The organism is Endozoicomonas atrinae (assembly GCF_001647025.1).
In the GTDB taxonomy this organism is placed as follows: domain Bacteria; phylum Pseudomonadota; class Gammaproteobacteria; order Pseudomonadales; family Endozoicomonadaceae; genus Endozoicomonas; species Endozoicomonas atrinae.
This window is the reverse complement of record NZ_LUKQ02000123.1, coordinates 1-16,643: the sequence shown is the minus strand read 5'-3', so window position 1 is coordinate 16,643 and position 16,643 is coordinate 1. Positions and strand designations below refer to the sequence as shown.

Below are 16,643 nucleotides of genomic sequence, written 5' to 3'. Positions count from 1 at the left end.
GAAAATCAACATCATTAAAACCTTCGGGTAGCTGTGGTCGACGAGACATCTGTTCTAGATAATGCATGGTAATGATGCCTAAGCATAGTTGGCGGCAGCTTAAGGATTTAGAAAATGCGATTGGTATAAGATATTTGAGAGCAAGAGACTTCAGTTTCGGTTCACTGCCCGATACACTGAAAAACCATCCTTGACCAGCAGCGTATCACAGCGGCCAAAAGCCTTCTGAATGATTGGCGGATAACGCAGGAAACTATTGGCAACAATGCGAAGTTCCCCACCCGGACGAAGCATCTTACGTGACTGGGCAAGAAACTGCTCTGTCACTTCATAGTGAGTTTTCACCCCTTGGTGAAACGGTGGGTTGGAGATAATCAGGTCAAACTGCCCTGTCACTTCTGATAGGCCATCGCTGGGAAGTACCGTAAAAGACTTGCTCCCTGTCGCGTTCATGGTTTTATTACTGCTGGCCAGCGCCAGAGCATCGCAATCCACAAGGGTAAAATCATACTCACCCGGCAGGGTATTGATATAGGCAGAGATCACCCCAGCGCCACAGCCAAAATCCAGCACCTTGCCTGAAGGCACTGCATTCAGTGTTTCCAGCAGAACCTGAGTCCCCTTATCCAGACGACCATGACTGAATACACCAGGCAAAGAAGTTATGTCCATATTGGCCGAGCCAGCAGTGACAGAAAATATCTCAAACCATGGCTCAAGGGTAAAGCTTTCCGGCTTTTTCAACGGTTCTGAAGCTTCCAGCAATACACAGTGGCGGGCATTATCCACACTTTTCACGACACCAAAGCTTTCCTTCAACCGCTTTTTCCAGGATTTTATGCCTTCATCGTTTTCCCCCACCAGCCAAACGGGGGCATTTTCTGGCAAAAAGCTCAATACCATCTCCAGCCAGAAGTCCATCAATGGCTTACTTTTCTGGAGAAAAATCAGAACTCCATCGACAGGACGGGAAAACTCAGCGGGCAGTATAGGCGCAAAGGTCAGAGAAAATCGCTCCGCCATACGGCTTTCTATCGGAAGTAAGCGCCGATAGGCACTGAAATCCCGAGTCAGGGCTGTAATATAGCCAACCCCATCACCCAGCAGATAAGGCGTCAGATCATCAGCAGGCAACCCAACCACAACAAGGTGCTCAAGTTCAAAATATTCCTGATTACGTATGACCAGTTGGGCGGGATTGGATAACGGAAGGAAAGTCATAGGTCTCAACGTTGGTAACGGGTGTACTTAAAGCAGGCACTTATACATTAATAGCTTTACCCTTTCCATGAAAGCCTGCATGGAAATACGGATTTACAAGGCAGACCTGCAAGCATAGCATTCGCCGCCAGTTACGACCCGTATGGAGTTTTCTGATGACCGAACCACAGGGTGATCTGGTTCTGCGCACACTGGCGATGCCTGCCGACACCAACCCGAATGGCGATATTTTCGGGGGCTGGATCATGTCCCAGATGGACATAGCCGGTGGCCTGGCTGCCAAAAACCGATGCAACAGCCGGGTTTCTACCGTTGCCGTTGAATCCATGAGCTTTATCCATCCGGTTAAGGTAGGTGACGTGGTTTGCTGTTATGCTGATATCATTCGTGTTGGCAACACCTCCATGCGCATTAAACTCGAGGTGTGGATCCTGTCCCACCCGTTCAAATCAGAAGAACGTCACAAGGTTACCGAAGGCTTCTTCACCTACGTTGCCATAGACGACAACGGAAATCCTATTTCTGTAGACAGAAGCTGATAACTGGACTCCTCCCATGAAACAGAAAACCATTCTCGTCGGAATTGCCGGCGCTTCCGCATCCGGCAAAAGCCTGCTGGCAGAAACCCTGGTTGAAGAGCTCCAGTCAGAGCACCTGTGTGTGATTTCAGAAGATTCCTACTACAAAGACCAGACGCATCTGAGCATGGATGAGCGGGTTAGGACCAATTATGATCACCCGGAGTCCATGGATCATGACCTGATGCTGGAGCAGATGATCAAGCTGAAAAATGGCCAGGAAATAGACGTCCCACTTTACGACTATACCCAGCACAATCGTCGAACTGATACCCGCAAAGTAAACCCTGCCCGCGTCGTGATCTATGAGGGAATTCTGCTCTTTACCAACCCCGAAATCCGGGAAGCCTTTGACCTGCGCTTCTTTATGGATACGCCACTGGATATCTGCCTGATCCGTCGTATGAAGCGAGACATTCTCAGTCGTGGCCGGGATGTTGATTCTGTCATCAAGCAATACCTGGAAACGGTTCGCCCAATGTACATGCAGTTCATTGAACCTGCACGCCAGCACGCTGACCTGATCATTCCCCATGGCGGAAAAAACAGGATTGCCATTGATCTGATCAAAACCCAGATCCGTAATTTGATTGACTGACCCTGACAGCCTGTTCATCTTTATAGCAATACACTGTGATGGACAGGCTCTGTCAACATTCCAAAAGTTGCCTTTCCCTTTACCCCTTTTATTTCAAAACGCGCCTAGGTATACTTCAGCCGTATAAGCGTCAAATACGCCCATTTTTTTCGTCCTTAAAAAAGATGTTGGGTCCGGCGCAATCTTCGCGTATCCGAAGATGGGTCTCCCCTGTTCATCCAGGCTGTCCGGCCGCTTGTACATCAAACTTCCCCAAACCAAAGTAGATGTAAGTGTTTTCTGCTGCATTGATCCCCGGATCACCATGCCCAGAGCACTGCGAGATGACTATGCGTGTAGAAGCTGATATCAAGCTGGGTTTCAAAGACGTTTTGTTCCGCCCAAAGCGTTCCACCCTGAAAAGCCGTTCACAGGTAAGCCTGGAGCGCACCTTCCGATTTGTTCACACTGACCAGGAATGGACCGGTGTGCCAGTCATTGCTGCCAACATGGACACCGTCGGCACTTTCGCCATGGCTCTCGCCCTGGCTGAACACAAAATGCTGACTGCCGTTCACAAGCATTACACCGTTGAAGAGTGGAAATCCTTCCTCGACAACGCGCCCGAAGGCATTGAAAACCACATCATGGTCAGCAGCGGTACTTCCGACAACGATTTCGACAAGATGTCTGAAATCCTGTCCCAAAACGAGAAGCTTCGTTTTATCTGTATCGACGTAGCCAACGGTTACTCTGAGCATTTTGTTGAGTACGTGTCCCGTGTTCGCCAGCGCCACCCAAACAAAGTGATCATTGCGGGTAACGTGGTTACCGGAGAAATGGTCGAAGAGCTGATCCTGAAAGGTGCAGACATTGTTAAAGTGGGTATCGGCCCTGGCTCTGTCTGCACAACCCGCGTTAAAACCGGTGTTGGCTACCCTCAGCTGTCCGCTGTTATTGAATGCGCCGATGCCGCCCACGGTGTTGGTGGTCAGGTAATTTCTGACGGTGGCTGTACCTGTGCGGGTGACGTTTCCAAAGCATTTGGCGGTGGCGCTGATTTCGTCATGATCGGCGGCATGTTTGCCGGTCACGACGAGTCTGGCGGTGAAATGGTCGAAGAAGACGGCAAACAGTTCCGCCTGTTCTACGGTATGAGCTCTACAACCGCCATGGACCAGCACGCTGGCGGTGTTGCCAACTACCGTGCCTCTGAAGGTAAGACCGTAAAAGTACCTTACCGTGGCCCAATCGTTGAAACCGTTCAGGACATCCTGGGTGGCGTACGCTCAACCTGCACCTACGTGGGCGCGGCTCAACTGAAAGAACTGTCCAAGCGAACCACATTTATTCGGGTTCAGGAACAGGAAAACCGTATTTTCAACTAATGCATCTTGAACCACAAAGCTTACAAAAACCACAAAGAGAAACCTTTTCCTTTGTGAGCTTTGTGCTCTTTGTGGTTCAAAAAATCAATAAGCCGCTGATATTCCCCGCTGATCAAACTCCGCCTTGATCGCATCCAACTGTTCAGTTGACGGTGGTCGCACCGTTTCCAGCTCGTAGCTCTCCTTGAAGGCATCCCACTTGTGAACGCCCAAACTGTGGTATGGCAGGATCTCCACCTTTTCAACACAATCCATCTTCTCCACCATATCCGCCAGCATGGCAGCATACAGAGGATCGACGGTATACCCTTCCACCACTACATAGCGGATCCAGGTTGGCTTTTTCAGCTCCTGCAGATACATGGCAAAATTACGGGTGTACTTGCTGGTGACATACGTCAGCTTCTGATGCATCTCTTCGTCCATATGCTTGATATCCAGAAGCACAAGGTCAGTGTATGACAGCAGACGCTCAATATCCGGAGTGATATGCTTGGTAAATCCGTTCGTATCCAGGCAAGTATGAATGCCGTGTTCTTTAAGGGCCTTGAAAAGGTCTGCAACAAATTCCGCTTGAAGCAATGGCTCGCCACCCGTCACCGTAACACCACCGGTCAGGAAGTTCTTCACTTTGAGGATTTTCTCCAGAACCTCTTCATGACTGAGTACCTCACCACCATCACGCAGGTCCCAGGTATCCCGGTTGTGGCAGTAACGACAGCGCATATGGCAGCCCTGCATAAACACAACAAAACGGATACCCGGCCCGTCTACCGTTCCAAATGAGTCCATGGAATGGACACGACCAAGGGACATGGCGACTCTCCTATTAACCCAAAAGAGCTGCTGTAAAAGGCATTCCCTTTCCCAGCAACCCTGAATGCCATGAGCAAAAAAAGGCCAGCAAAGCTGGCCTTTTAGATATGAATACTAGTGCTTACAGTTACAGCGAGCCAGTAAAGGTACGGGTGATAACGTCACGCTGCTGCTCTGGCGTCAGAGAGTTGAAGCGCACCGCATAACCGGAAACACGGATGGTCAGAGAAGGATACTTCTCAGGGTTCTCCATGGCATCTTCCAGCATCTCACGGTTCATGACGTTTACGTTCAGGTGCTGACCACCCTCGTGACCTTTCTCATGATGGAAGTAACCATCCATCAGACCCACCAGGTTCTTGCGACGACCTTCTTCATCCTTACCCAGCGCCTTTGGCACAATAGAGAAGGTGTAAGAGATACCATCCTTCGCATAGGCAAACGGCAGCTTGGCAACAGAGCTCAAAGAAGCAACCGCACCACTGGTGTCACGACCGTGCATTGGGTTCGCACCCGGGCCAAATGGCTGACCTGCACGACGACCGTCTGGGGTAGTACCGGTCTTCTTACCGTACACCACGTTAGAGGTAATGGTCAGAACGGACTGGGTCGGAATCGCATCACGGTACATTTTGTGAGAAGCCACTTTCTTCATGAAAGTTTCTACCAGCTCACAGGCAATCGTGTCCACGCGCTCTTCGTTGTTACCAAACTTCGGAAAATCACCTTCGATCTCGAAGTCAATGGCAATACCATCTTCGTCACGAACCGGCTTAACCTTCGCATACTTGATAGCAGACAGTGAGTCAGCAGCAACAGACAGACCCGCAATACCACAAGCCATGGTACGAATGACATCACGGTCATGAAGTGCCAGCTGGGCAGCTTCATAAGAGTATTTGTCGTGCATATAGTGAATGCAGTTCAGCGCAGTGACATACTGAGTAGCCAGCCAGTCCATCAGCTTGTCAAAGCTTGCATAAACTTCATCGTAATCCAGATACTCAGAAGTGATCTTGTCAGCCTTTGGACCGATCTGAATTTTCAGCTTCTCATCAATACCACCGTTGATGGCGTACAGCAGCGTTTTACCCAGGTTGGCACGAGCACCAAAGAACTGCATCTGCTTACCTACAATCATTGGCGATACGCAGCAGGCAATCGCGTAATCATCGCTGTCCATATCCGGACGCATCAGATCATCGTTTTCGTACTGAATGGAGCTGGTATCAATAGAAACCTTGGCACAGTACTCTTTGAAGCCCATTGGCAACTGCTCAGACCACAGAACCGTGATGTTTGGCTCTGGAGATGGCCCCATGGTGTACATGGTATTCAGGAAACGGAATGCGTTCTTCGTAACCAGAGTACGACCATCAAGACCCATACCACCGATAGACTCAGTCGCCCAGATTGGATCGCCAGAGAACAACTGATCGTATTCAGGTGTACGCAGGAAGCGAACCATACGCAATTTCATGACGAAGTGGTCGATCATTTCCTGGGCATCAGTTTCAGTGATCTTACCTGCTTCGAGATCGCGCTGGATGTAAACATCCAGGAAGGTAGCAGTACGACCCAGCGACATGGCTGCACCATTCTGGGACTTAACCGCAGCCAGATAACCGAAGTAGGTCCACTGAACAGCTTCACGGGCGGAGGTAGCAGGACCACTGACATCGCAACCGTATTTGGCCGCCATCTCTTTGATCTGCATCAGAGCCTTGATCTGCTCCATGATCTCTTCACGCAGCTGAATGGTGCGGTCAAGATTTTCACCAGACTCCAGAACAGCGTCCAGAGACTTATGCTGGGCTTTCTTATCAACAACCAGACGATCAATACCGTATAACGCGATACGACGATAGTCACCAATGATACGGCCACGACCATAAGCGTCTGGAAGACCAGTGATTACACCAGACTTTCGGCAATTACGAATGTCTGCAGTATAGACATCAAAAACACCCGCATTATGGGTCTTACGATAGTCTGTGAAGATTTTATTGACGGTATCATCAAGCTTACGGCCATAAACTTCGCAGGAAGTTTCAACCATACGGATGCCACCATTAGCGATGATGGCTCGCTTCAGCGGCTTCTCGGTCTGCAGACCTACGATGGTCTCCAGATCTTTGTTGATATAGCCAGCATCGTGAGAAGTAATGGTGGATGGCAGGTCAGTATCAAAATCAAGAGGCGCGTGGGTGCGGTTCTCTTCCTTGATACCTTCCATAACATCAGCCCACAGACGGTCTGTAGCTTCAGTAGAACCGGCCAGGAAAGAGCTGTCACCCTCGTAAGGGGTATAGTTTTTCTGGATAAAGTCACGAACATTGATGCTTTCTGACCAGTCGCCGGAAGTGAATCCTTCCCATGCTGCTGGCAGTTCGCTGGTGGTTACAGTCATACTAAGAGGCTCCTGATAAGTTGGAGAATTCTTTGGGAATGCTGCTCCCGGGTCAGTCAGACTGCATATGGATATAGCGGTGACACCAACTTGATCTGCATCAATGTAAGAAAATCATTGTCGGCGTATTGTTTGCCTATCTCGAGGGGACGAAGACATGGTGATGCTACATCATCACAAAAGCCTTTCGCCCTATATGGTCATACCGCACGTGTAAAGCTGGCCAACCCGGTGAATAAGAAATAATTGCAGTCAAAGTATCGTATGTACGGCAATTCCACTATCAGTGCTAATACCTATTCATCATAAAAAACGAAAAACAAACTTCAACAAGAATTAACAAAAAAGAATAGCCTCTTAATTTTATTAATTTTCCATCGATTAGCAAAAAATAGTTATTACCAATAGTCCAACATTCAAAAAAATTATGAAATCAATCAACGATCTATTTTTATGAATGCTATTCTTTGTTTCTGTTAATTCTATTTCAATTTCGTTTTTCAAAACAATTAACGACACCCACATTATATTGTTGACATTTGCTGTCGTTTATTAAGAGAGTTTTAAGTAGTGTTACCTATTCATACCGAAAATGGGTTTGTCTAACATCGTCAACCAAATAAAGACATTTATCCATTTCTGGGAGAGGATGAACAGGAGGTAGTTATGAGCAAATATATTTACACAACCATTTACGAACAATTCACAGGTTTGAAGCCACCCGAACCAAAAGATCACAAACCACGTCGCCGTAGAGGTTATGGTCACCCTTATCGCATGCGACTGAATATGCAGGAAGGCTCTGTCCAGAACAGCGAGTTGCTTTCTGACCGAGACTCAGAAAGAGACCTGTATGAACAGGCTCCGGTTTCTGTTTTTCAGCCATCAGTCACAAAGCAGCCTGTGCGCAGATTTTCGTCCGGTGGTCAGAGCTATCGCAGTGGTAACAACAATAGTTCCATGAGTGGCACTATGAACTGCAGGCCCGCTTCGCCTGAAGATCGCCATAGCAACACTGAACCTAAGGTAACCTACAAGAAGCGCCGCCAATACGGGCCTTCCAGCTTTGGTATTGGCTCAATGAGCAGAGATGGAAACGACGATTATTGAATCCCCGTTTTTTATTGATTGTTTTTGAATACTGACACTACCAGCCGGGCTTATCCAGCCGAGCTCATTCATCACTTTCCCAGATTGCTCTTGCCAAAGGCCCTCATATCAGGGCCTTTGTGCATTCTTTGAAAGTGTAGAATCAAAGCGTTCTTTGCTGTAGATAACTGTCATAATCCGGGATCTGCCGACTATGAGACTGCCCAAGTAAGTCTGACGAGAATATGTAATCCGCAGAGCTCTGGTTACAGGCCACCGGGATATTCCATACCGCAGCAATTCGTAACAACGCCTTCACATCAGGATCATGCGGCATTGGCTCAAACGGATCCCAGAAAAATACCAGCAGGTCCAGTTTACATTCAGAAATTAAGGCACCAATCTGCTGATCACCACCCAACGGACCACTGATAAATTTCGTGACCGGCATGGACAGCTCTTTTTCAAGAAGACTTCCTGTAGTCCCTGTAGCAAACAAATTATGACCCAGCAGCTTTTCTTTATGGCGCAGACTCCACTGCACTAACTCCCCTTTCTTATTATCGTGAGCTACCAGGGCAATGCTCTTTTTAGATGAAACATTGTATGCTTTATAAATCATGAAGTACTTCTACTCTTTTTTCAGCAAAAAATAATATAAAAACTGGTTTAAATGAATAAAACACCCATACGACTTTTTAAACATTAAAACAGCTAATTTCTGAATAATTTTATTCTCGCTGAAAAACAAGTAAGGCTACAACAAAAAAAATGCTGCTGCCTGTGGAAAAGCAACAGCATTGGTCAAGGTCAATTAATATTTCAATTCACCTAGGGCGTTCAAGACAGATACTTAATCATGACACCAGCCGCAACTGCAGAGCCAATAACACCTGCTACATTCGGACCCATAGCGTGCATCAGCAGGAAGTTCTGTGGGTTGGCCTCAAGCCCCATTTTATTGGAAACCCTGGCAGCCATAGGCACCGCTGATACTCCAGCTGAGCCAATCAACGGATTAACTTTGGTAGACGACATCCGATTCATCAGTTTTGCCATCAGGACACCACTGGCGGTACCAATGCAGAATGCCACAATCCCCAACCCCAGAATTCCCAGGGTTTCCATCTGAAGAAACTTGTCAGCACTCAGCTTTGAACCAACAGACAGTCCAAGGAAAATGGTCGTGATGTTAATCAGTGCATTTTGAGCCGTATCCGAAAGGCGCTCAACCACACCACACTCTTTCATCAGGTTGCCAAAACAGAACATCCCCAGCAGTGGGGCCGCATCGGGCAACAACAGGGCAACCAGCACCAACAACAAGATTGGGAAAACGATTTTTTCCGTCTTGCTCACTGACCGGAGCTGCGTCATCACAATCTTGCGCTCTTCAACTGTCGTCAGCGCCTTCATGATCGGCGGCTGAATCAGTGGAACCAGCGCCATATAAGAGTAAGCAGCAACCGCGATAGCGCCCAGAAGGTGGGGGGCCAGCACACTGGAAACATAAATAGCTGTTGGGCCATCCGCACCACCAATAATACCGATAGCAGCGGCATCAGCCAGACTGAAATTCATAATCCCCATGGAGCTCAATACAATAGCGCCAAATACTGTGGCAAAAATACCAAACTGAGCGGCAGCGCCAAGGAACAGGGTTTTCGGATTCGCCAGCAGCGGACCAAAGTCCGTCATGGCACCCACCCCCATAAAGATCACCAGTGGAGCAACACCACTACCAATGGCCACACTGTAAAACTGATAAAGGACACCGTTCGAGTATCCTGCATCGGCAATAATGTTACCTACGACGGTCCGGGTTGCTGCATTTGCCTCATTGTATAAAACATACAGCTCATCCGGAGCAGCAGAAGCACTGCCCAGCGCTTCGGCTACCGCCTGCATCACCACAGGGTTGGCCATATGAAGTGCCTGCTCAATGGCTGAAAATGCCAGACCTGCCTGGGGAATATTGGCCAGAATCCCGCCAAAACCAATCGGTACCAGCAGTAAAGGCTCGAATTGCTTCCGGATGGCCAGATACAACAACCCAAAGCCAACCAGAATCATGACGAACTCTCCGGCGGTGAGGTTGTATAACCCGGAACCCTCCCAGAGCGTTAATAGCTTTTCCATGGCATTCTTTCTCTACAAGACTTTCTCTTTATAAGAGCTCTTGATAAGGAGCCTCTATTAAAGAGGCTTCCTTAACGCTTTTTTATTAAGCCAGGGCAAGCAGGGTATCACCCACCGCTACACTGTCACCTTCACGTACATCAACCGACGTCACCTGTCCGGAACGTGGGGCACGAACTTCCGTTTCCATTTTCATGGCTTCGAGGATAAGCAGAACATCACCTTCCTGTATATTCTGACCCGGTGTCACATTCACCTTCCAGATATTACCAGCCAGTGGTGCGGGCATTGGCTCACCAGCAGACGCTGATACACTGGCAGTTTCCGGTTGAGCAGCCGGGGCTGAAACAGGAGCCAGCTGAGTAACATCACCACCTTCTGAAACCTGAACGGTATAGGCATTGCCATTCACTCGAACGGTATAAACAGAGTTGTCCGTTGATGCTATCTGAGCAGGAGCAGACTTAACTTCCGGCTCAGTTCCAGGAGCGGGTTCGAAAGCATCGGGGTTACCGCGATTCTGCAGGAACTTGAGACCAACCTGCGGGAACAGGGCGTAGGTCAGAACATCATCCACAGGCAGCCCTGCCAGCTTGATGTCTTTCTCCTGTGCAAGTCCATTCAGTTCAGTAGTCAGTTTTTCAAACTCAGACTCAAGCAGGTCAGCTGGACGACAGGTGATTGCTTCCTTACCATCCAGAACTCTGTCCTGAAGGCTTTTATTGAAAGGTGCAGGCGCAGCACCATACTCACCTTTCAAAATCCCCTGAGTCTCTTTTGAGATGGTTTTATAACGCTCACCAGTCAATACATTGAGAACCGCCTGAGTACCAACAATCTGGGAAGTGGGCGTTACCAGTGGAATCATTCCCAGGTCTTCACGAACCCTGGGAATCTCCTGCAGCACTTCATCGAACTTATCACTGGCCCCCTGCTCTTTCAGCTGACTTTCCATATTGGTCAGCATGCCACCAGGTACCTGGGCAATAAGGATTCTTGAGTCAACACCACGCAGCTGACCTTCAAATTTCGCATACTTTTTCCGCACTACCCGGAAATAAGCAGCCACTTCTTCCAGCTTATGCAGATCAAGGCCCGTATCACGCTCAGTGCCCTGCAGTGCTGCAACGATTGCCTCAGTTGGAGAGTGTCCATAGGTCATGGACATGGAGGAGATGGCCGTATCGACCCGATCCACACCGGCTTCAACTGCCTTGAGCAAAGACATGGAAGAAAGGCCGGAGGTCGCATGACAATGCAGCTGAACTTCCAGATCGGTTTCTTTCTTAAGTCTGGAAACCAGCTCATACACGTCAGTCGGCGTAATAATGCCTGACATATCCTTAATACAGAGAGAGTCTGCCCCCAGATCCTCGACCTCCTTGGCCAGAGAGACCCAGCTATCCATCGTATGAACAGGACTGGTCGTATAAGAGATCGTACCCTGAGCATGGGCACCTTGCTTCTTTACAGCCTTCATGGCCTGCATCAGATTACGGGGATCATTCATGGCATCAAATACCCGGAACACATCCATACCATTGGCAACGGCACGCTCAACAAATTTATCAACGACATCGTCAGCATAGTGACGGTATCCCAGCAGATTCTGTCCCCTTAACAGCATCTGCTGACGGGTTTTGGGCATGGCTTTTTTCAGCTCACGCAGCCGCTCCCAGGGATCTTCGCCCAGAAAGCGGATACAAGCATCAAAGGTAGCGCCCCCCCAGGTTTCGAGAGACCAGTAACCGATCTGATCCAGTTGTTCTGCGATCGGCAACATATCTTCAATGCGAAGACGGGTAGCAAATAGTGACTGATGGGCATCCCTCAACACCACATCGGTAATACCCAGCGGCTTTTGTACGTCAGACATAACCCTTACTTATCCCCCGGTTATTGGCGTTTTTCTGCTTGAGCTTTTTTTGTTCTGTGCATCTTGATGGCTGCACTAATGGCAGCAACCAGTTCACCCTGATCATTGGATGAAGATGGCTGTCTATTCACTGGAATGCGATTGGATGCACCCGATGGTGCCGGTTCCTGGAAATATCGATCGATGATTTTTGACATCAGGCTGGTTACCAGCACCAATAGCGTCAGAAACAGGAAAACAAAGCCCATTCCAAAGAGCATCAGGCTGGAACCTTCTGAAATAAGGTCCGATGGATTCATCAAGTAAGTCCTTTGTTTTTTCAGGCTTGAAGGTCCGGTAAATCTCCCCAGGCAGTTTTGCCCTACCGGAACCATTCTTGATTATTATTCCCATGAACAGGCTCATGGCTCTTTTCGAGGAGGCTGTCCGAGAATTGCGCCTGTAGTGAGGATGACAGAAAATTGGGGATAAAAATTCAGCTTTGTGAGGTAAATAGTGGTTCTATTTGCTGAACAAAACTGAGTTTTTAGACCAATTTACTGCCACCGCAGCAAGGCAGCCTATTCTTGGACAGCCTCCTGGCTCATGGCTGTCTTATGCCTTCCCGTGGCCGCGTCAGTATTCTACTGAACAGTGTGTAATAAGCAATCAGTCATCCAGACTATGTTGTCATATAAGCTGAACCAGAAGCCCCAGACCACCTTCGACAGCATTGCGCATGTAATACCAATCGAACCTTCTAACTCCCTATTGCGCTGAAGATTTGTGACTTAATCCTGCGTTGACGATTGTCGCCTTGTCTTAAGCCGCAAATCTTAATACTTATAACTGGAGTTAAAAAACATGATTAGTATGAGCAAGGTTGCCTAAGACTTGGAAAAAGTTCACCGACGTAAATCAATGAAAACCGGCCAACCATAGAGATTGGCCTTGGGATGCTAGGGGGTGTTACCAACTGGCCATTCAACCAGTTGGTCATACAATCACTCAGGCAAGGCGAACGGCGCAGGACATGGTGGTTCCCTGTTCAAGGCGTTCAACACGGCATGAGTGCTTGTATGACCAACCCGAAGGGCCACCCATTATTTGCACCATACAGCGTTGCTCACTGCTCATGTGGAACAACCACACTACGCAGCTCGCGCCTTGTCTGGTGTAAATAATGGGTGGCTGGTTGTATGTCCAGTTGGTAACACCCCCTAGGCTGCTTTTGCCAGATCGGAGCAAACAATTTCCAAAATGGCATCGGCATCACGGAGAGAACGAATTCGCTCAAACAGGTTCTGCGCCTCCGGATACGCTTTACGCAGATAATTGAGCCACTGCTTCAGTCGGGAAGGGTGGTATTGCCATTTCCCATTTTTGCGATCTCTGTCACTTAATTGCAGAATAAGCTGCAATACTGAATGCCAGCTCAACGGACTGACCGATTCCCGAATCATGGTGGTAATATTGGGAGTTACCAGAGAAGGTCGACCTATCATCAGGTCAGAACAGCCTGAAGCCTCCATACAACGCCTGGCATCTTCATGATTCCATATCTCCCCGTTGGCAATAACCGGAATCTCCAGGTTTTCGCGAATTTTACCAATATACTCCCAGTGAGCGGGGGGCCGGTAGCCTTCCGCCTTGGTACGGGCATGCACCGCCAGTTCAGAGGCTCCTGCCTGCTCAATCGCACGGGCATTTTCCAGAAACAGCGATTTGTCTTCATACCCCAGACGAATTTTGGCCGTCACCGGCAGCTCTGCAGGTACGGCATCCCTGACCGCTTTAACAATACTGAATAGCTGATCAGGCTCACGAAGCAGAATCGCACCGCCCCTGTTTTTGTTAACCGTTTTTGATGGACATCCGAAGTTAATATCCACTCCTGGAGAACCAAGCTTCACTGCACGCTGCGCATTTAGTGCCATATATTCCGGGTTACTGCCCAGTAACTGTAAACGAACCGGCGTTCCATTTGATGTTTTTGCCCCCTGCAACAGCTCCGGGCAGATTCGGTAAAAAACCCTGTTTGGTAACAGCGTATCGGTCACCCTGACAAACTCGGTAACACAGAGATCAAAGGTATTGATGCCGGTCAGCAGATCCCGCATATCGTGATCCATAACGCCTTCCATCGGCGCCAGTATCAACCGCATGGCATGCCTCTTGAGTGATAAAATATGAGGGGTAATTTTAGCGTTACCAGGCCTGTCGATGAAATAGACACTTTACCCAATAGCCAGCACTCACTATGCTTGCAGCTTTTTCTCCTGATACTGAATCTAGAAACAGAAAGCCGTGTCCGACCGTCAATCCCCCCTCTCAGAAAAGTTTCAAACCAGCACCGCTAACATTCAGTGGGAGAATGGCCTGCCAATTTCTACTCAGTTTAATGATGTCTATTTTTCCCGTGCCTCGGGCATTGCCGAAACCCGCCATGTTTTTCTGGAGCATAACCATCTCCCCCAGCGTTTTCGTGAGCTGACACCCGGAAGAACTTTTACTATTGGCGAAACCGGTTTTGGTACAGGTCTGAACTTTCTCTGTGCCTGGCAGCTCTTCCAGGAAAATGCGCCTGATAACAGCTCTCTGGTCTTTATCAGTACAGAGAAATACCCGCTCCAGCCGGATGACCTGCAAAAGGCACTCAGAGTGTTTGATGAGTTGACTCCTCTGGCCAACAGAATGATCAGTGCCTATCAACTGAGTGAAGAAAATATCGATCTGCAATTTTCAGACAGCGCTTCAGGCAAACACGTCAGTCTACACATATTGATTGGCGATGTGCTCGACACATTGCCTCATATCAATCAGAAAATTGATGCCTGGTTTCTTGACGGCTTTGCTCCGGCCAAAAACCCCGATATGTGGCAACCCAATTTGTTTCGGACGCTTAAAGCCAAAAGCCATGAAGAATCGACCTATGCCACCTTTACTGCTGCCAGGCTGGTTCGGGATGGACTGATGGAGGCTGGCTTCTCAGTAACCAAGCAACCGGGGTTTGGTCGTAAGCGGGATATGATTGCCGGCCGCTTCATTCCCGCATCCGGTTTACCTGTATCCAAACCCTGGTTCGCTCCTGCTGATCACAAAAATCCTGAAAAAACAGCCATTGTCGTGGGTGGAGGACTGGCAGGCTGCAGCACTGCCTGGTCACTGGCTCGCCGGGGGTGGCAGGTTACTATTCTGGAACAACATCAAGCGCTGGCCAGTGAAGCGTCGGGCAATCCACAAGGCGTTCTCTACGCCAAACTTTCTGCAGACAATACCCCGCTCAGTCAGTTCATTCTCAAGGGTTATCAATTCACTCTCGATACGCTGAAAGCGCTTGAGGTGAAAGAGTGGCAGCAGTGCGGTGTTATTCAGTTAGCCATTAACGGCAAAACGGATCAACGATATCAGGCACTGGACAGCCAACACCCTGACTCACTTCTACAGTACCTGAAGGAAGAACAACTGTCGGATATAGCCGGACTGAGTATTAACTATCCGGGCCTCTACTTTCCTCAGGCAGGCTGGGTGCATCCACCAGCACTCTGCCGGGCTTTGGCGGATCACCCGAACATCCGGGTGATGACCAGCACGGCTGTAAATAGCATCGAACCACTTGAGCAGGGCTGGCTGATTAAAACCGGTGAAGACGAGTTGCGAAGTAAAACCGTTATCATTGCCCAGGGAACAGCCAGTCACCATTTGTCGCTTCTGGACTACCTGCCTCTTAAAGCCATCCGTGGCCAGATCACCCAGGTGAAGGCAACGCCTGAAAGCCAGAAGCTGGCTTCCTGCGTCTGTGGAGAAGGCTATATTGCCCCTGCTGTCGATGGCTTTCACACCATGGGGGCAACATTCAGTTTTAAAGACATGGGGACAGAAGTTCGAGATGCTGACCATCAGGAAAACCTGACCATGCAGGCGGAATTTTTCCCTGCTATGTACCAGGCACTCGGTGGAAATAATGCCCAAGTTACTGGAGGGCGAACCGGGTTTCGGTGCACAACGCCAGATTACCTACCCGTAGTGGGTCCCGTCGTTGATCTTCAGCACTTCATTGAAGCTTATGCACCTCTGAGAAAGAACAGCAAACTATCCATTGACGCCCCCCCAGAATACCTTGATGGACTGTACGTGACCGCTGGACATGGCTCCAGAGGCATGCTCTCCTGCCCAGTTTCCGGTGAGATACTGGCGAACATGATCACGGGTGAAACCGATAACACTACCGGTCTATCAATACCTGAAAAACTACTGGATGCCATTCATCCTTCCCGCTTCCTGATCAGGGACCTGATCAGAAATAAGATCTAGAGGTCTATCGGACTCAAGAATGCTGTCTATGCAAAAAAGCAGCCTAAGTAAAAATCGCAAAAAAACAGGTAGCAATACTCAAGGAGAAATCAGCAGCGGCTGTCTATCTTGATATGCATGAATTAGGTAATACCAATCGCATTTTCTAAATCCTTAAGCTGCCGCCAACTATGCTTAGGCATCATTACCATGCATTATCTAGAACAGATGTCTCGTCGACCACAGCTACCCGAAGGTTTTAATGATGTTGATTTTC

Annotated in this window: 14 protein-coding genes; 5 read left to right on the top strand and 9 right to left on the bottom strand. The window is 48.8% G+C overall.

Annotated elements, in window-relative coordinates:
• Nucleotides 1-150: 150 nt before the first annotated feature.
• On the bottom strand, nt 151-1,221 hold the full coding sequence (locus AK963_RS16485) for a class I SAM-dependent methyltransferase (RefSeq protein ID WP_066016540.1): 1,071 nt from the start codon (nt 1,219-1,221) through the stop codon (nt 151-153).
• 155 nt (nt 1,222-1,376) lie between these two features.
• Between AK963_RS16485 and yciA the strand changes: the two genes are divergently transcribed.
• The 3 genes from yciA (at nt 1,377) to AK963_RS16470 (ending at nt 3,764) form a co-directional block, all read left to right on the top strand.
• Nucleotides 1,377-1,760 (top strand): acyl-CoA thioester hydrolase YciA, encoded by a 384-nt coding sequence (gene yciA / locus AK963_RS16480; RefSeq protein WP_066016539.1) that lies wholly within the window; start codon nt 1,377-1,379, stop codon nt 1,758-1,760.
• Nucleotides 1,761-1,776: 16 nt separating this feature from the next.
• Nucleotides 1,777-2,397: a uridine kinase gene (udk, locus tag AK963_RS16475; protein ID WP_066016538.1), complete on the top strand. Its 621-nt coding sequence runs from the start codon at nt 1,777-1,779 to the stop codon at nt 2,395-2,397.
• Nucleotides 2,398-2,720: 323 nt separating this feature from the next.
• Complete coding sequence (locus AK963_RS16470; RefSeq protein ID WP_238593758.1) at nt 2,721-3,764, top strand: GMP reductase; 1,044 nt, start codon at nt 2,721-2,723, stop codon at nt 3,762-3,764.
• Between the two features lie 84 nt (nt 3,765-3,848).
• On the opposite strand, the gene pflA is transcribed toward AK963_RS16470, so the two are convergent.
• Both pflA and pflB read right to left on the bottom strand, forming a co-directional pair.
• Nucleotides 3,849-4,580, bottom strand: a complete 732-nt coding sequence (gene pflA, locus AK963_RS16465) for a pyruvate formate-lyase-activating protein (RefSeq protein WP_066016536.1) — start codon at nt 4,578-4,580, stop codon at nt 3,849-3,851.
• A 127-nt stretch (nt 4,581-4,707) separates the two neighbouring features.
• The gene (pflB, locus tag AK963_RS16460; protein WP_066016535.1) at nt 4,708-6,990 is read right to left on the bottom strand and encodes a formate C-acetyltransferase; all 2,283 of its coding nucleotides are present in this window, start codon (nt 6,988-6,990) and stop codon (nt 4,708-4,710) included.
• A gap of 666 nt (nt 6,991-7,656) precedes the next feature.
• Here pflB and AK963_RS16455 point away from each other — a divergent pair.
• Nucleotides 7,657-8,100, top strand: a complete 444-nt coding sequence (locus AK963_RS16455; RefSeq protein WP_066016534.1) for a hypothetical protein — start codon at nt 7,657-7,659, stop codon at nt 8,098-8,100.
• A 142-nt stretch (nt 8,101-8,242) separates the two neighbouring features.
• Here the strand turns inward: AK963_RS16455 and AK963_RS16450 are convergent, their stop codons facing one another.
• The 6 genes from AK963_RS16450 to AK963_RS16430 all read right to left on the bottom strand — a co-directional run bounded on the left by AK963_RS16450 (nt 8,243) and on the right by AK963_RS16430 (nt 14,238).
• Nucleotides 8,243-8,701: a methylglyoxal synthase gene (locus tag AK963_RS16450; RefSeq protein ID WP_066016533.1), complete on the bottom strand. Its 459-nt coding sequence runs from the start codon at nt 8,699-8,701 to the stop codon at nt 8,243-8,245.
• 218 nt (nt 8,702-8,919) lie between these two features.
• Nucleotides 8,920-10,218 (bottom strand): sodium ion-translocating decarboxylase subunit beta, encoded by a 1,299-nt coding sequence (locus tag AK963_RS16445; protein WP_066016532.1) that lies wholly within the window; start codon nt 10,216-10,218, stop codon nt 8,920-8,922.
• 85 nt (nt 10,219-10,303) lie between these two features.
• Nucleotides 10,304-12,094, bottom strand: coding sequence for a sodium-extruding oxaloacetate decarboxylase subunit alpha (gene oadA / locus AK963_RS16440; RefSeq protein ID WP_066016531.1), 1,791 nt, complete (start codon nt 12,092-12,094; stop codon nt 10,304-10,306).
• Nucleotides 12,095-12,114: 20 nt separating this feature from the next.
• On the bottom strand, nt 12,115-12,393 hold the full coding sequence (locus tag AK963_RS16435; RefSeq protein ID WP_066016530.1) for an OadG family protein: 279 nt from the start codon (nt 12,391-12,393) through the stop codon (nt 12,115-12,117).
• Nucleotides 12,394-13,081: 688 nt separating this feature from the next.
• Nucleotides 13,082-13,210 carry a hypothetical protein gene (locus AK963_RS36655; protein WP_274520477.1) on the bottom strand — a complete coding sequence of 43 codons (129 nt, stop codon included), beginning with the start codon at nt 13,208-13,210 and terminating at the stop codon, nt 13,082-13,084.
• Between the two features lie 83 nt (nt 13,211-13,293).
• A complete protein-coding gene (locus AK963_RS16430; protein ID WP_066016529.1) occupies nt 13,294-14,238 on the bottom strand; it encodes a tRNA-dihydrouridine synthase in 945 nt (314 codons plus the stop codon).
• Between the two features lie 142 nt (nt 14,239-14,380).
• Between AK963_RS16430 and mnmC the strand changes: the two genes are divergently transcribed.
• The gene (gene mnmC / locus AK963_RS16425; RefSeq protein ID WP_066016528.1) at nt 14,381-16,387 is read left to right on the top strand and encodes a bifunctional tRNA (5-methylaminomethyl-2-thiouridine)(34)-methyltransferase MnmC2/FAD-dependent 5-carboxymethylaminomethyl-2-thiouridine(34) oxidoreductase MnmC1; all 2,007 of its coding nucleotides are present in this window, start codon (nt 14,381-14,383) and stop codon (nt 16,385-16,387) included.
• Nucleotides 16,388-16,643 lie beyond the last annotated feature (256 nt).

What these genes read in the sequence shown, in the direction of transcription:
- AK963_RS16485 (WP_066016540.1), bottom strand. Translation starts at nt 1,221, where the DNA reads ATGACTTTCCTTCCGTTATCCAATCCCGCCCAACTGGTCATACGTAAT.
- yciA (WP_066016539.1), top strand. Translation starts at nt 1,377, where the DNA reads ATGACCGAACCACAGGGTGATCTGGTTCTGCGCACACTGGCGATGCCT.
- udk (WP_066016538.1), top strand. Translation starts at nt 1,777, where the DNA reads ATGAAACAGAAAACCATTCTCGTCGGAATTGCCGGCGCTTCCGCATCC.
- AK963_RS16470 (WP_238593758.1), top strand. Translation starts at nt 2,721, where the DNA reads ATGACTATGCGTGTAGAAGCTGATATCAAGCTGGGTTTCAAAGACGTT.
- pflA (WP_066016536.1), bottom strand. Translation starts at nt 4,580, where the DNA reads ATGTCCCTTGGTCGTGTCCATTCCATGGACTCATTTGGAACGGTAGAC.
- pflB (WP_066016535.1), bottom strand. Translation starts at nt 6,990, where the DNA reads ATGACTGTAACCACCAGCGAACTGCCAGCAGCATGGGAAGGATTCACT.
- AK963_RS16455 (WP_066016534.1), top strand. Translation starts at nt 7,657, where the DNA reads ATGAGCAAATATATTTACACAACCATTTACGAACAATTCACAGGTTTG.
- AK963_RS16450 (WP_066016533.1), bottom strand. Translation starts at nt 8,701, where the DNA reads ATGATTTATAAAGCATACAATGTTTCATCTAAAAAGAGCATTGCCCTG.
- AK963_RS16445 (WP_066016532.1), bottom strand. Translation starts at nt 10,218, where the DNA reads ATGGAAAAGCTATTAACGCTCTGGGAGGGTTCCGGGTTATACAACCTC.
- oadA (WP_066016531.1), bottom strand. Translation starts at nt 12,094, where the DNA reads ATGTCTGACGTACAAAAGCCGCTGGGTATTACCGATGTGGTGTTGAGG.
- AK963_RS16435 (WP_066016530.1), bottom strand. Translation starts at nt 12,393, where the DNA reads ATGAATCCATCGGACCTTATTTCAGAAGGTTCCAGCCTGATGCTCTTT.
- AK963_RS36655 (WP_274520477.1), bottom strand. Translation starts at nt 13,210, where the DNA reads ATGAGCAGTGAGCAACGCTGTATGGTGCAAATAATGGGTGGCCCTTCG.
- AK963_RS16430 (WP_066016529.1), bottom strand. Translation starts at nt 14,238, where the DNA reads ATGCGGTTGATACTGGCGCCGATGGAAGGCGTTATGGATCACGATATG.